This is a genomic window from Tsuneonella dongtanensis (assembly GCF_001698205.1).
Lineage (GTDB): Bacteria > Pseudomonadota > Alphaproteobacteria > Sphingomonadales > Sphingomonadaceae > Tsuneonella > Tsuneonella dongtanensis.
The window spans coordinates 2,356,829-2,369,986 of the sequence record NZ_CP016591.1 but is presented as its reverse complement, the minus strand read 5'-3'; the positions used below and the strand labels follow the sequence as shown (position 1 = coordinate 2,369,986).

Here is a 13,158-nt window from a genome sequence, read left to right as displayed (position 1 = left end):
CTACTGCCGTCATGAGCGACACCGCCGCTGCAACGGGTATTCAGCCATATCACGAACCGAGCCCAAAGGAGGTTCGTCTCGTCATCGCCGCCTCTAGCGCGGGGACGGTGTTCGAATGGTACGATTTCTTCATTTACGGCACGCTGGCGGCGATCATCGGAAAGGCCTTCTTCCCCGCCGATAACGAGACGCTGCAGCTATTGCTGGTTTGGGCGGGGTTTGCCGTCGGGTTCGGATTCCGGCCGCTCGGCGCGATTCTCTTCGGCTATCTGGGCGACAAGCTCGGGCGCAAGTACACGTTCCTCGTCACCGTCACGCTGATGGGCGTGGCGACCGCCGGGGTGGGGCTGATACCCAGTGCCGCGACCATCGGGCTCGCAGCCCCCGCGATCGTCATCTTCCTGCGCATCCTGCAGGGCCTTGCGCTCGGCGGGGAGTACGGCGGAGCGGCGATTTACGTTGCCGAACACGCCCCACCCGAAAAGCGCGGCTTCTACACGAGCTTCATCCAGGCCAGCGTGGTCGGCGGATTCGTGTTGTCGATCGTGGTGGTGCTCGCCTGCCGAGCCCTGATTCCGGAGGAGGCGTTCAACGCATGGGGCTGGCGCGTGCCGTTCCTGCTCAGCCTGATCCTCCTCGGCATCAGCCTGTGGATGCGCCTGAAGCTGAGCGAAAGCCCGGTGTTCAAGGCGATGAAGGAAGCGGGCGAGATGGCCGGCAACCCGTTCGTCGAGAGCTTCACCTATCCCGGCAACAAGAAGCGGATCTTCGTCGCGCTGTTCGGCGTGACCGGCATCCTGACGACGATCTGGTACACGGCGTTCTTCAGCGGAATGGGCTTTCTGCGCGGACCGATGAAGATGGACCCGGCGCTGGTCGAATGGGTCATGCTGATCGCCGGCGGCCTGTCGATGGCGTTCTACGTCTGGACCGGCAAATGGTCCGACAAGGTGGGCCGCAAGAAGCCGATCGTGATCGGTGCGATCGCCACGCTTGTCCTCATCTTCCCGATCTTCTGGGGCATCGGTGCGCTGGCAAATCCGGGCCTTGCCCAGAGCGCGCGCGAGGCGCCTGTCGTCGTGACCGGCACGGATTGCACTTACGATCCGTTTGCTAGCCAGCAGGCCAGCGAATGCGGACGCATGCTCGCCGACCTCACCGCGCTGGGCGTCTCGTACGAGATCGATGCAAAGCCCTGCCCGCCGACGGCGGAATGCGTCGCCAATCCGATCACGATAGGAAACCAGCTCCACGTCTATGGCGGTATGGACGACGCGGCGCGCAAGGCCGCCGTCCAGGGATGGCTCGAGGCAGCGGGTTACGATTTCAGCGTCCAGCGGCCGCCGTTTGCCAACCTCGTCGGGATTGTCGCTCTGCTTCTCGCGTGCGGCATCCTCTCGGCACTGACCTATGGATCGGTCGCGGCGTTGCTGGCGGAGATGTTCCCGCCGCAGATCCGCTACAGTTCGATGTCGATCCCCTACCACATCGGGGCGGGGTATCTCGGCGGCTTCCTGCCGCTGATCGCGGGGTACATCGTCGCCACGACAGGCAACGCCTATGCGGGGCTGTGGTACACGTGGGGGATCGTCGCCTTCGGTCTGGTGGTCGCGTGGTGGGGCATCCGCGGCGGTCCTCCGCGCGACTTCGAGGCCTCGGATCACGTACTTCCGGTGTCGCCGGCCAACCCATGATCGATCTGCCGCCGCCCAGCCTGCGGCTCGATTTCGACAGTGCCGCCCTGGCGGACAACTGGCGTACGCTCGACCGCATGTCGGGCGCCGCCAGCGCGGGCGCGGCAGTGAAAGCGGACGCCTATGGCATCGGCGTGGCGAGGGCCGTTCCCGCGCTGTCCGCAGCCGGTGCCCGCGATTTCTACGTTGCCCACTGGAGCGAGGTCCCTGCGTTGGCCGCGCTCGTGCCGCCGGAGCAGGTCGCGGTTCTCCACGGGCCGATGACCGGAGCGGATTGCGCATTCGCCCGCGTGTGCGGCGTGCGCCCGGTACTCAACAGCCTCGACCAGGCGGCGCGCTGGAAAGCTGGCGGCGGTGGCCCTTGCGATCTCATGGTGGACACGGGCATCAATCGCCTGGGCGTACCGATGGATGCGCTGGGCGACCCGGTGCTGGCCGGGCTCGAGATCGACACGCTGATGTCGCACCTTGCCTCGGCCGACGAGGACAGCGCGCTCAACGACCGCCAGCTTGCCCGTTTCGCCCAGGCGTGCGCAGCCATTCCCGCGCGTCGGCGAAGCCTTGCCAACAGTGCAGGCATAGCGCTCGGCGCCGATTTCGCGTTCGACGTCACGCGCCCGGGGCTCGCGCTCTACGGCGGGGTCCCAAGGGCGGAATTCGCGGGTGCCATTCGCCAGGTCGTCCATCCCAAGGCGGCGATCATGCAGGTTCGCCGGATCGCTGGCGGTGAGGGAGTTGGTTACAACGCCACTTTCATCGCGCCGAGCGCCATGCGGGTAGGGGTCGTCTCCCTGGGATATGCCGACGGGTTTCTCCGGGCGCGCGGCCCCAACCACGCGTTGATGCACGAGGGCGCGCGCCTTCCGCTGCTCGGCAAGGTCTCGATGGATATGGTTGTGGTCGACCTGGCGGCATCGCCATCGCTTGGGGAAGGCGACTGGGTCGATGTGCCGTTCGACCTGCCCGCGGAAGCGGACCGTTCGGGTCTGTCGCAGTACGAACTCCTGACGACACTGGGGATGCGGCTTCGCGCCTGAATATTGCTGCGCACAAAAGGTGCAGCATTTGTTGCACTGCAAATGCTGCGAGTGCTAAGACGGGGTTCCAACCATACAGGGACCGGGTCCATGGCCAAGCGGGACAGCGCCGACGGCGCGATCGTCATCAAGAAATACGCCAACCGTCGGCTCTACAACACCGGCACGTCGAGCTACATCACGCTCGACGATCTGGCGAAGATGACCCGCGACAATGTCGACTTCAAGGTGCTCGACGCCAAGACCGGCGACGATATCACCCACACCATCCTGACCCAGATCATCATGGAAGAGGAATCGAGCGGCGGGGAGCAGATGCTGCCGATCGGTTTCCTGCGCCAGCTCATCTCGATGTACGGCAACTCGATGCAGTCGATGGTGCCGAGCTATCTCGATGCGATGATGGAGAACTTCCGGGCCAACCAGAACAAGCTCCACGAAGCGTTCATGGCGCGGGCAGGGGGGACGCCGCTGGGCAAGATCGCCGAGACCAACATGGCCATGATGCGTGCGGCAACCGACGCTCTGATGCCCAAGCGTGGTGGCGGCGGTAAGCCCACTCCGGCGCCGACGCCCTCCGCCAAGACCGACGAGATAGCCGAATTGCGCGCGCAGATGGCGGCGATGCAGAAAAAGCTCGACGACCTCGGCCAGTAACCCGCCGGGTCAGTGATTGCGGGCAGCGCGGCGCATCGCTAGGGCGCCGCCTCCCAGTTTAGAGAGAAATTCCCGTGTCCCAGATCCGCCACGCCCTGTCGGTCAAACGCGCCGACGACTTCGCCCAATGGTATCAGGAGGTCGTCTCGGCCGCCGACATGGCCGAGGAATCGGGGGTGCGCGGCTGCATGGTAATCAAACCGTGGGGCTATGGCATCTGGGAACGCATCCAGCGCCTGCTCGACGACCGCATCAAGGCGACCGGGCACGATAACGCCTATTTCCCGCTGCTTATTCCCTTGCGCAATTTCGCACGCGAGGCCGAGCACGTCGACGGGTTCGCCAAGGAGATGGCGGTCGTCACGCACCATCGCCTCGTCGCCGACGGCAAGGGCGGGCTGATGCCTGATCCCGAGGCGAAGCTGGAAGAGCCGCTCGTGATCCGTCCGACATCTGAGACGATCATCGGCGACGCGATGGCGCGCTGGGTTCAGTCGTGGCGCGACCTTCCGCTCAAGCTCAATCAGTGGGCCAACGTCATGCGCTGGGAAATGCGCACGCGCATGTTCCTTCGCACCAGCGAATTCCTCTGGCAGGAAGGCCATACCGCGCACGAAACCGCCGCAGAGGCGAAGGAGCACACCCTGCGGATGCTCGAGGTCTATCGCGCCTGCGCCGAGGAAGACCTCGCGCTGCCGGTGATCGCCGGCGAGAAACCCGAGAACGAGCGCTTCCCCGGCGCGGTCGAAACGTGGTCGATCGAGGCGATGATGCAGGACGGCAAGGCGCTGCAGGCCGGCACCAGCCACTACTTGGGCACCAACTTTGCCGAAGCGAGCGGGATCAAGTTCCAGGATCGCGATGGCGGCCAGCAACTCGCCCACACGACGAGCTGGGGCGTATCGACGCGCATGATCGGCGGCGTGATCATGGTCCACGGCGACGACGACGGGCTGAAGGTCCCGCCCGCTATCGCCCCGTGGCAGGTCGTGATCGTGCCGATGCTGCGCGAGGACGACGGCGATGCAGCGCTCATCGAGTACTGCGAGGGACTCCGCGCGAAGCTCGCCGCCAGCAACGCGCTGCGGGAGCCGGTGCGGGTGTTGCTCGACAGCAAGCCCGGCAAGGCCGCGGCCAAGCGCTGGGACTGGGTCCGCAAGGGTGCCCCGCTGATCGTCGAGGTCGGCGGCCGCGATATGGCCGAAGGTAAGGTCAGCCTGCTGCGCCGCGATGCGCTGTGGGCGGAGAACGGCAAGCCCGCCTTCACCGCGCCCTCGCTCGACGTGGCCGCAGCCTCGATCCCCGGCATGCTCGAAGCCATGCAGGCAAGCCTGCTGGCGGATGCGGCAGCTGTGCGCGACAGCCGGATCACGCGTGGCGTCACCGACATTGGCGAGCTTGAGGCGCATTTCGCCGACGGAGTGAAGAACCCCGGCTGGCTCGAGGTGCAATGGTCCAAACCCACCGGGGCTGCGCTGGATGCCGTGACCGAAAAGCTCAAGTCGCTCAAGCTGACGCTGCGCAACGTACCGATCGGTGCCGCTGCCGCGGATGGCACGTGCATTTTCACGGGGAATCCGGCAATCGAGCGGGTATTGGTCGCGCGCGCCTACTAGCGCTCGGCGCCTGACGGGGAGGGGACCAATGGGCAACTCGATCACGTATCACCTGGCGAACCTTGCGAGTTTCGCAGGGCGAGAGGGACGCCGGACGTTCTGGCTGTGGGTGCTGGCGATCGCACTCATCAACATCGTCGTCAGCATCGGATTGAGCGCGACGTTTACCGCCAGCGCAGTCGGTGCGGCCATACAGGGCACCGGAGCCGACGATACGACCGCGATCGAGGCTTTGGTGCTCAGGGAAATGCTGCCGAACATGCCCACTATGATCTGGGCCGGCGTCGCCATGTCGCTGTTCAACTGCGCGATGATGGCGGCTGCCTTCGTTCGCCGTCTGCACGACGGCGGTTTCCCCGGCCTCATCGTCCTGGTCCCGCTCGCGGCGGTCGCGCTCAACCTGTGGTTTCAGATCGAGCAGCTCGGCCAGATCGAGGAACTGCTTCAGGCTGCGCTCAACGCGCGATCGGCTGAAGACCTTGCTGACCTGCAGCGCGACGCGGGGCTACGGGGTCTCGTCAGCTGGATACCGCTGCTGGTCGTCGCCGGGTTCGGCCTGGTGCCTTCGAAGTCGGAGAACCGGTGGGGCCCGCCCCCCGCAGACTGACGGCTTGCCAAGCGCGCGAGGCTGTCCGACAAGGCCCCATGCGCACACGATTTCTGGCCCTTGCGGCCCTGCTTGCAGCCGCTCCCGCCGTCGCTGACGATCCGCAAGGGAGCGTTTCCGAGGCGCGCCTCAAGGCAGATGTCGAGCGGCTCGTCGCATTCGGCACGCGGCACACGATGTCGGTGCAGGATCATCCGACGCGCGGCATCGGCGCGGCGCGGCGCTGGGGCGAGGGGGAATTCCGCAAGACAAGCAAGGCCTGCGCGAACTGTCTCGAGATTGTCCTGCCCGAACGCATGGTGACGGGCGACCGGATCCCCACGCCGACGCGGCTCGTCAACGTAGTTGCCATCCAGCGCGGGACCGAGCGGCCCAACGAAGTCGTCATCGTGCAAGGCCACATCGACAGCCGGGTGAGCGACGTGATGGATTTCACGTCCGACGCGCCCGGCGCCAACGACGACGCCAGCGGGACTGCACTGGTCATCGAGGCTGCCCGTGTCCTGTCGCAGCGCAAGTACCCGACGACGATCGTCTATGCATTGCTATCGGGCGAGGAACAGGGTCTGCATGGCGGGCGCCTTCTCGCCGACTATGCCGCGGAGCAGGGCTGGACCGTCAAGGCCGTGCTCAACAACGACATCGTGGGCAATTCGTGCGGGTCGGACGGGTACTGCCAGCCGAACCACGTTCGCGTGTTCTCGGAAGGTCCGCGCGCCGATCTGGACGACAAGACCCGCGCCGCCCAGCGGCGCTTTGCGGGCGAGAACGACAGCCCCAGCCGCAACCTTTCGCGCTGGCTCGACACCATCGACGACGCCGCGCTCGAAGTCCGCCCGATCTGGCGCGCCGACCGGATGGGGCGCGGAGGCGATCACCTCCCGTTCCTCGAAAAGGGCTACCCGGCGATCCGCTTTTCGGTCGCGGTGGAGGACTACGATCACCAGCACCAGGACCTCAGGACCGAGAACGGCGTCTTCTACGGCGACACGGTGGGAGAGATGGACTTCGGCTATCTCGCCAAGGTCACCACCCTCAATGTCCGCGCGCTGGACAAGCTGGCGCGCTTACCGATGCCGCCCAAGCCGACGGCCGAGGCTGCCGTCCAGACCTTTACCACGCTCAAGTGGGACGAAGTCCCCGGCGCGGCGCACTACGCGATCTGGCAGCGCCCAACCGATGCGGCCGGCTGGGGCGATGAGCCGGTGATCGCGCAGGTCGTCGCCACGAGCGCCAAGCTCGAAGGCGTGCGGGGCGACGACTGGATCTTCGGCGTCAGCGCCTGCGCGGCCGTGGGAACGTGCAGCCCGGTCGCCAGCGCGGTGCCCGGCGGCGCCTTCGCCCCGCTGGCTTCCGACTGACGGCCTACTTCTGCCCGCCGGCGAGTTTTTCCTTGAGCGCCTCGGCACTGACCGGCCGCCCGAGAAAATCCTCGATCAGCTCTGCGGCCGGCTTGCTGCCCCCCGGCCCGATCACCAGGCGGCGATAATCCTGCGCGGTCTTCGGATCGCGCAGGCCGGCTGCCTTGAAGCGCGAGAACAGGTCCGCCGCGATCACGCGCGACCAGCCATAGGTGTAGTACCCTGCGCTATAGCCGTTGAGGTGACCGAAAGCGGCTTCCGGGTGGGTGTTTTCGGCAGGCGGGATCGGCGCGAACGGCGATACATAGGCCTTGTATGCAGCCGAGATGCCGGTTGCCGAGGGGTCGCTCGGCGCACCGAGATGATATCGTAGCGACGCGTTCGAATACCCGAGCTGGGTCTTCTCGTTGATGCCCTGTCCGAAGAACCTTGCGGCGACCATCTTGTCCACCAGTGCACGGGGGATCACTTCGCCAGTTTCGTTGCGGGCGAACTTCGCCAGCGTGTCGTAGTCGTAGACCCATTCCTCGAGCATCTGCGAAGGCGCCTCGGTGAAATCGCGTTCGTTGGCCACGCCGCTCTGGCCCATCCACCGCTGGTTGCCGCCAAGGATGGAATGGATGAGGTGGCCGAATTCGTGGAGATAGGTCTCCACGTCGCGGTGCTCCATCAGGCCGGTGTCGTACCCGCCCTTCGGCAGGTTCATCGTCAGCACCGAGACCGGGATCGCGTCACCCGCGATCCCCTTGCGCAGCGCGATGTGGTTCGCGTGCTTGTACTTCCCGTCGCGCGGGTGCGAATCGAGGTAGAAGCGGCCGATCACCTGGCCGCCGTCGACGATCTCGAACGTCTCGACGTCGGGATGCCACTTGGCGGTTTCCCACGGCCTGATCTCGAACCCGAACAAGTCTTCGGTCAGGTCGAAGATGCCGCGCTGCACGTTGTCGAAGGTGAAGTACTTGCGCACTTCCTGTGAATCCAGGTCGTAGCGCGTCTTGAGTGCGTGCTGGCGGGCGATGCCCAGGTTGAACGGGGTGAGCTCCTGCCCGGGCCGGATTTCGGCCAGCGCGGCCCGCAGTTCCGCCAGGTCTTTCTGCATGGCCGGGGTGGCGGCGGCATCGAGGTCGGCCATGTGCGCGATGACCTGCTCGGGAGTCGTCAGCATCCGGCTTTCGAGGATCAGCGAGGCATAGTTGGGGCGGCCCAGAAGCGTGGCGAGTTCCTGCCGCTTGGTGAAGATCTTGCCCAGCAGTTCGCTGTTTTGCGGATAGGCGCGCGAGGCGTAGACGCGCGCCAGCTTCTCACGCAGCGCATCATTCTCGGCATATGCCATGACCGGCTGGTAATCCGGCGTGTCGGTCGTGATGGTGACGAGACCGTCGGGCCCTGGCTGATGGGATGCGATCCAGTCCGCGGGAAGTCCCGCAAGCTCGCTCGGCAATGCCCTGATCGATCCGCGCGCGGCCGGGATGTTCTGGTCGAACTCGCTGCCCAGCTTGGTCAGCTCGTCCTGCAACGCCTTGACCTGCGCCCGCTTGGCGTCGTCGAGATTGACGCCGCTGCGCTCGTACCCTTCGAGCGTCCGCTTGAGGTAGTACGCCGTGACGGGGTCGCCGGTCACCGCGGGGATGGCTTTCAGCCTGTCATAGACGGGCCGCGACAGACCGATGTCGGTGTCGAGCGCGTCGAAGCGGTTGGCGCAGTCGACCCCGGCCTTGCGCATGTCCTCGGTACCGGCCGACTGGCCATAGCTGTAGAACTCCGCGCCGGCGGCATTGATGAGCGCCGAGAGCTCGTCATAGGCTTTCAGCGCGCTTTCGACCGTGTGCGGGCCCGGCATGGCCTCAAGCGCCGCGAACCGGCGCTTGGCCTCGGCGAAGAGCTTGTCGCAGCGGGCATTAAGGGTCGCTGCATCGGGGGCATCGGCGGACAGCGGACCGACGAATGCAGTCGCCGACTGGGCGTGGGCGATGGCCGGAGTGGCGAGGGCGGTGGCAATCAGCAGGCCGCTGGCAAAGGCGTTCTTCATCGGTAAGTCCCCAATAGCCCCGTCAAAGGGCAGCCTTGCCGAACTAGGAAGACACGGCGCGCTTGCCAACCGCCGTCGTCGAGTGGAGTCGGGCCCTCGTCGCTTGCGCGCACGGGCGGCGCCCCCCATATCGGGGCCCAATGAAGAAGAACCACAGATCCGGGACGCCCACCCGGGCGCAGATCCTCGAATTCCTCCAGTCGAGTCCGACGATCGCCGGCAAGCGCGAGATCGCCAAGGCTTTCGGGTTGAAGGGGCAGGAAAAGATCGCGCTGAAGGCGCTGCTCAAGGACATGGCCGAGGAAGGCCTGATCGACGGTAAGAAGACCGCCTATCACCGCATGGGCGGCGTGCCCAAGGTCACCGTGCTGCGCATCGCAGAGATCGAGGACGGCGAACCCTATGCCATTCCCGACGCCTGGTCGCCCGACGACGCCACTCCGCCGCCGCGGCTGCGGGTGATCGAAGGCAGGAAGGGCCGCGGCAACGCGAAGTTTCCCGCGCTCAAGGTCGGCGACCGCATCCTTGCGCGGACCGAGGAAACCGGGCGCGGCTGGACCGCGCATCCGATGAAGAAGCTGCCCGCGCGGACCGACGGGCTGATGGGGGTGGTCGAGCTCGACCGGACCGGCAAGGGCTGGCTTGCGCCGGTCGACAAGCGGGTGCGTACGTCGAGCCCGATCGCCGACCTGGGCGGGGCGGAAGAGGGGCAGCTCGTGCTCGCCGAGCCGGCGGGCAAGTCGCCGCGCTCGGGCGTCAATGTCGTCGAGGTCCTCGGCGATCCGCTTGCACCCAAGGCCTTCAGCCTGATCGCCATCGCCAAGCACGGCATTCCGCACGTCTTCGGCGAAGAGACGATCGCCGAAGCAGAGCGTGCCGCGCAATTGCCGCTGTCGGCCGAACATCGCGAGGACCTGCGCGACCTGCCGATCGTCGCGATCGATCCGGCCGACGCGCGCGACCACGACGACGCGATCTGGGCCGAACCCGACGGGGAGGGCGGATACCGCGCCGTCGTCGCGATCGCGGACGTGTCGTTCTACGTCCGCCCAGGCGGCCAGCTCGACCGCGAAGCGCGCAAGCGCGGCAACTCGGTCTATTTCCCCGATCGCGTGGTGCCCATGCTGCCCGAGGTGCTGAGCGCCGACGTCTGCTCCCTGAAGGAAGGCGAGGACCGCGCGGCGATGGCGTGCCACCTGCGCATTTCGCCCGAGGGGAAGGTCACCAAGTTCCGCTTCACCCGCGCGCTGGTCCGCATTGCGCACAACATCGCCTATGAGGACGCCCAGGCCGAAATCGACGGCGATGCTCCGCGCGAATTCCTGTCGCATCTGTGGGGCGCGTGGAAGCTGCTCGCGGCCGCACGGGCGGCACGCGATCCGCTCGAACTCGAACTCCCCGAGCGGCAGGTCAGGCTCGACGAGCACGGCAAGATCAGCGAGATCGCGATCCGCGAACGGCTCGATGCGCACCGCGTGGTCGAGGACTTCATGATCGCCGCCAACGTCGCTGCGGCCAAGGCGCTCGAGGCGAAGACCGCACCCGTCGTCTACCGCGTCCACGAAGCGCCGGGGCGCGAGAAGCTCGTCGCGCTGCGCGATTACATGAAGACCTTCGGCCACAGCCTCGCGCTGGGGCAGGTGATCACGCCCGGTCTGTTCAATCGCCTGCTCAAGGACATTGTCGACGACAGCGAGAAGGCGCAGGTCATGGAAGCCGTCCTGCGCAGCCAGACGCAGGCGTATTACGGCCCGGCCAATGCGGGGCACTTCGGCCTTGCGCTGGGCAGCTACGCGCACTTCACGTCGCCCATCCGGCGCTATGCCGACCTGCTCGTGCACCGCGCGCTGGTCGATGCCTACAAGCTCGAACAGCCGAAGCCGAAGGGCAGCCTGCCGGAATCGACCGGCCTGTCGGATCGCGACCGCGCCGACCTGTCGAAGGTGTCCGAAGCAATCAGCCAGGCGGAACGCCGCGCGATGGAGGCCGAGCGCGAGACGATCGACCGTTACGTCGCCGCCTGGCTCGCCGGGCGCGTTGGCGAGGTTTTCCCGACCCGCATCACCGGAGTGCAGAGCTTCGGCTTCTTCGCCACCATCGTCGGCCTCGGCGGCGACGGTCTGATCCCTGTTTCGACCCTCGGCAGCGAATACTTCACCTACGACGAGGCGGCCCAGCGGCTCGTTGGCAAGGACAGCGGCACGACCTACGCGCCCGGCGACAAGCTCGAACTGCGGCTTGCCGAAGCGAACCCGCTCACCGGCGCGCTGAAGTTCGAGCTGCCGAATGCCGAGGGCCGGATCGAGCCGCGCGGCAACCGGCCGCCGCCCAAGGACAGGCCCAAGCCGAAGCACCTGCAGGGCAAGCGCGGGCGCCCCGGCAACATCCGTCACCAGGGCCGGGGGCGCTAGCCGCCGATCTTGCGCAGCAATTCCGCCGATTCACGGTCGGCCGGATAGAACGCTTCGATCGCCAGTTCGCTCAGCGTGATGTCGACCGGCGTGCCGAAGATCGTGACCGTCGAGACGAAGGAAATGCGTCCCACGGTCGTGTCGAGCACCAGCGGCACCGCGATCGCGCTTGGCCCGGTCGTTTCGTTATCGTTCGCCTGCCGGTCGTAGGACGCCAGCTCTTCCCGGAGTTCGGCGAGCGCGGGATCGGCACTGGCCTCTATCTGCAGATCCAACCGGTGGAGGATATGCGCGCGCCACTCGCCGTAGTTGACGATCTGCGGCGCAAGGCCGTCAGGGTGGAGCGCGATCCTCAGTACGTTGGCGGGAGGGGTCAACAATTCAGGCGCTACCTGTTCGGTCAGGATCGCGACCGAGGCGTTGGCGGCGATCATGTTCCAGTGTCGGTCGACTGCCAGAGCGGGATAAGGCTCATGCCCGGCAAGGACGTGGTCGACGATGGCGCGCATCGCCGCCATCTCGTCCTCCGCAAGGTCGCGCTCGCGGTAAACGGGCGCGTATCCGGCCGCCAACAGGAGGGCGTTGCGCGCGCGGTGCGGGACCTGGAGCGTATCGGCGAGCCTGTCGAGCATCTCGGCACTGGGCTTGGCGCGCCCTGTTTCGATGAAGCTCAGGTGCCGGGTGGAGATTTCGCTGTCGAGCGCGAGGTCCATCTGGCTCATCCGCCTCCGCGTGCGCCATTCGCGCAGTTGTTCTCCCACGGGTGCGATGTCCATCGGCAGGTCTCCTTGGCCGCATCGCCTAGCCGGCGAGAGCTACGGGTTCCATTACCTCCGACGTAATCGACCAGCCGCACGGTTCCGGGGATGCTGCACGCGGAACAACCGGAGATCAGCAATGCCCACCCTCAAGCAGACCCTTCTGATGGACGCCGCCAGTGCAGCGCTGTTCGTGATCCTGTGCCTTGGTCTCAACGGCCCGATGGTCGCGCTCACCGGGCTCTCGCCGACGATAGTCGCCATCGCCGGATGGATTTGCGTGCCTTGCGTCCTGCTCTTCACCCAGCAGGCCTTCGCCCCGTCGAAGGGGTTGCTCACTGCGATCGTCGTCGGCAATCTTGCCTGGGTCCTTGCCAGTGTCGGCGTATGGCTGGCCAACTGGAGCGCACTCACCACGCTTGGTCATGTCGTGCTTGTCGCACAGGCCATTGCGGTCGAGTCGTTCGCAATGCTCGAATGGCGCGGGCTGAAGGCGCTCTCGGCAGTCCCCGCTTCCGCCTAACTCAACCGGTCGATGTCCTCGTCGGTAAGGCTGCCGGGGACCACGAATAGCGGGCAGGCAAGCTGGCCCGCGTGCGCCGAAAAGTGGGTGACCAGCGGGCCCGGCCCGCCTTCCGCGGCGGCGCCGAGGACGAGCGCGGCGACCTCGGGGTGCTCCTCGAGGTAGGCGCTGATGACGCTCTGCGCATCGCCGGTGCGAACCGAGATCACCGGCATCTTCCCACTCTCGGCGAAGATCGACCCGGCGGCGCTCGATGCGACCATCTCCGCCCGGTCGCGGGCTTCCTGTTCGATCGTCGCCTGGATCGCGCCGAAGGCGTTGAAGTTCTCGCGCTGGACAAGGGCCAGGATGTGCACCGCGCCCCCGGTCTTCATCGCACGACGACTGGCGAACCGCAGCGCCCGCAGCGCCTCGTCGGTCTCGTCCATGATCACCAGATAGACGCGCATTGTCCCACCCCCGCGA

Annotated in this window: 11 protein-coding genes; 8 read left to right on the top strand and 3 right to left on the bottom strand. The window is 66.4% G+C overall.

Going from position 1 to position 13,158, the window contains the following annotated elements:
* Positions 1-11: 11 nt before the first annotated feature.
* From A6F68_RS11605 to A6F68_RS11580, 6 genes are all read left to right on the top strand, one after another.
* Positions 12-1,694, top strand: a complete 1,683-nt coding sequence (locus tag A6F68_RS11605) for an MFS transporter (protein WP_067680237.1) — start codon at positions 12-14, stop codon at positions 1,692-1,694.
* A complete protein-coding gene (alr, locus tag A6F68_RS11600; RefSeq protein ID WP_067680234.1) occupies positions 1,691-2,731 on the top strand; it encodes an alanine racemase in 1,041 nt (346 codons plus the stop codon). The genes A6F68_RS11605 and alr overlap by 4 nt, the downstream gene beginning before the upstream one ends.
* Positions 2,732-2,821: 90 nt before the next feature.
* Positions 2,822-3,388 carry a polyhydroxyalkanoate synthesis repressor PhaR gene (gene phaR, locus A6F68_RS11595; RefSeq protein WP_067680231.1) on the top strand — a complete coding sequence of 189 codons (567 nt, stop codon included), beginning with the start codon at positions 2,822-2,824 and terminating at the stop codon, positions 3,386-3,388.
* Between the two features lie 74 nt (positions 3,389-3,462).
* Positions 3,463-5,004: a proline--tRNA ligase gene (gene proS, locus A6F68_RS11590; RefSeq protein WP_067680228.1), complete on the top strand. Its 1,542-nt coding sequence runs from the start codon at positions 3,463-3,465 to the stop codon at positions 5,002-5,004.
* Between the two features lie 28 nt (positions 5,005-5,032).
* Entirely contained in the window at positions 5,033-5,611 is a 579-nt protein-coding gene (locus A6F68_RS11585) for a DUF805 domain-containing protein (protein WP_067680225.1), read from the top strand.
* Between the two features lie 38 nt (positions 5,612-5,649).
* Entirely contained in the window at positions 5,650-6,972 is a 1,323-nt protein-coding gene (locus tag A6F68_RS11580; protein WP_067680222.1) for a M20/M25/M40 family metallo-hydrolase, read from the top strand.
* 4 nt (positions 6,973-6,976) lie between these two features.
* Here the strand turns inward: A6F68_RS11580 and A6F68_RS11575 are convergent, their stop codons facing one another.
* Positions 6,977-9,001: a M3 family metallopeptidase gene (locus tag A6F68_RS11575; RefSeq protein WP_067680219.1), complete on the bottom strand. Its 2,025-nt coding sequence runs from the start codon at positions 8,999-9,001 to the stop codon at positions 6,977-6,979.
* A gap of 140 nt (positions 9,002-9,141) precedes the next feature.
* On the opposite strand from A6F68_RS11575, the gene A6F68_RS11570 reads away from it, so the two are divergent.
* Entirely contained in the window at positions 9,142-11,412 is a 2,271-nt protein-coding gene (locus A6F68_RS11570; RefSeq protein ID WP_067680216.1) for a ribonuclease R family protein, read from the top strand.
* On the opposite strand, the gene A6F68_RS11565 is transcribed toward A6F68_RS11570, so the two are convergent.
* The gene (locus tag A6F68_RS11565) at positions 11,409-12,188 is read right to left on the bottom strand and encodes a helix-turn-helix domain-containing protein (protein ID WP_067680213.1); all 780 of its coding nucleotides are present in this window, start codon (positions 12,186-12,188) and stop codon (positions 11,409-11,411) included. The two genes, A6F68_RS11570 and A6F68_RS11565, sit on opposite strands and share 4 nt — an antisense overlap.
* A gap of 121 nt (positions 12,189-12,309) precedes the next feature.
* Between A6F68_RS11565 and A6F68_RS11560 the strand changes: the two genes are divergently transcribed.
* Positions 12,310-12,693, top strand: a complete 384-nt coding sequence (locus A6F68_RS11560) for a hypothetical protein (RefSeq protein WP_067680210.1) — start codon at positions 12,310-12,312, stop codon at positions 12,691-12,693.
* Here the strand turns inward: A6F68_RS11560 and A6F68_RS11555 are convergent.
* Positions 12,690-13,142: a universal stress protein gene (locus tag A6F68_RS11555; protein ID WP_067680207.1), complete on the bottom strand. Its 453-nt coding sequence runs from the start codon at positions 13,140-13,142 to the stop codon at positions 12,690-12,692. The genes A6F68_RS11560 and A6F68_RS11555 overlap by 4 nt on opposite strands.
* Between the last annotated feature and the right edge of the window lie 16 nt (positions 13,143-13,158).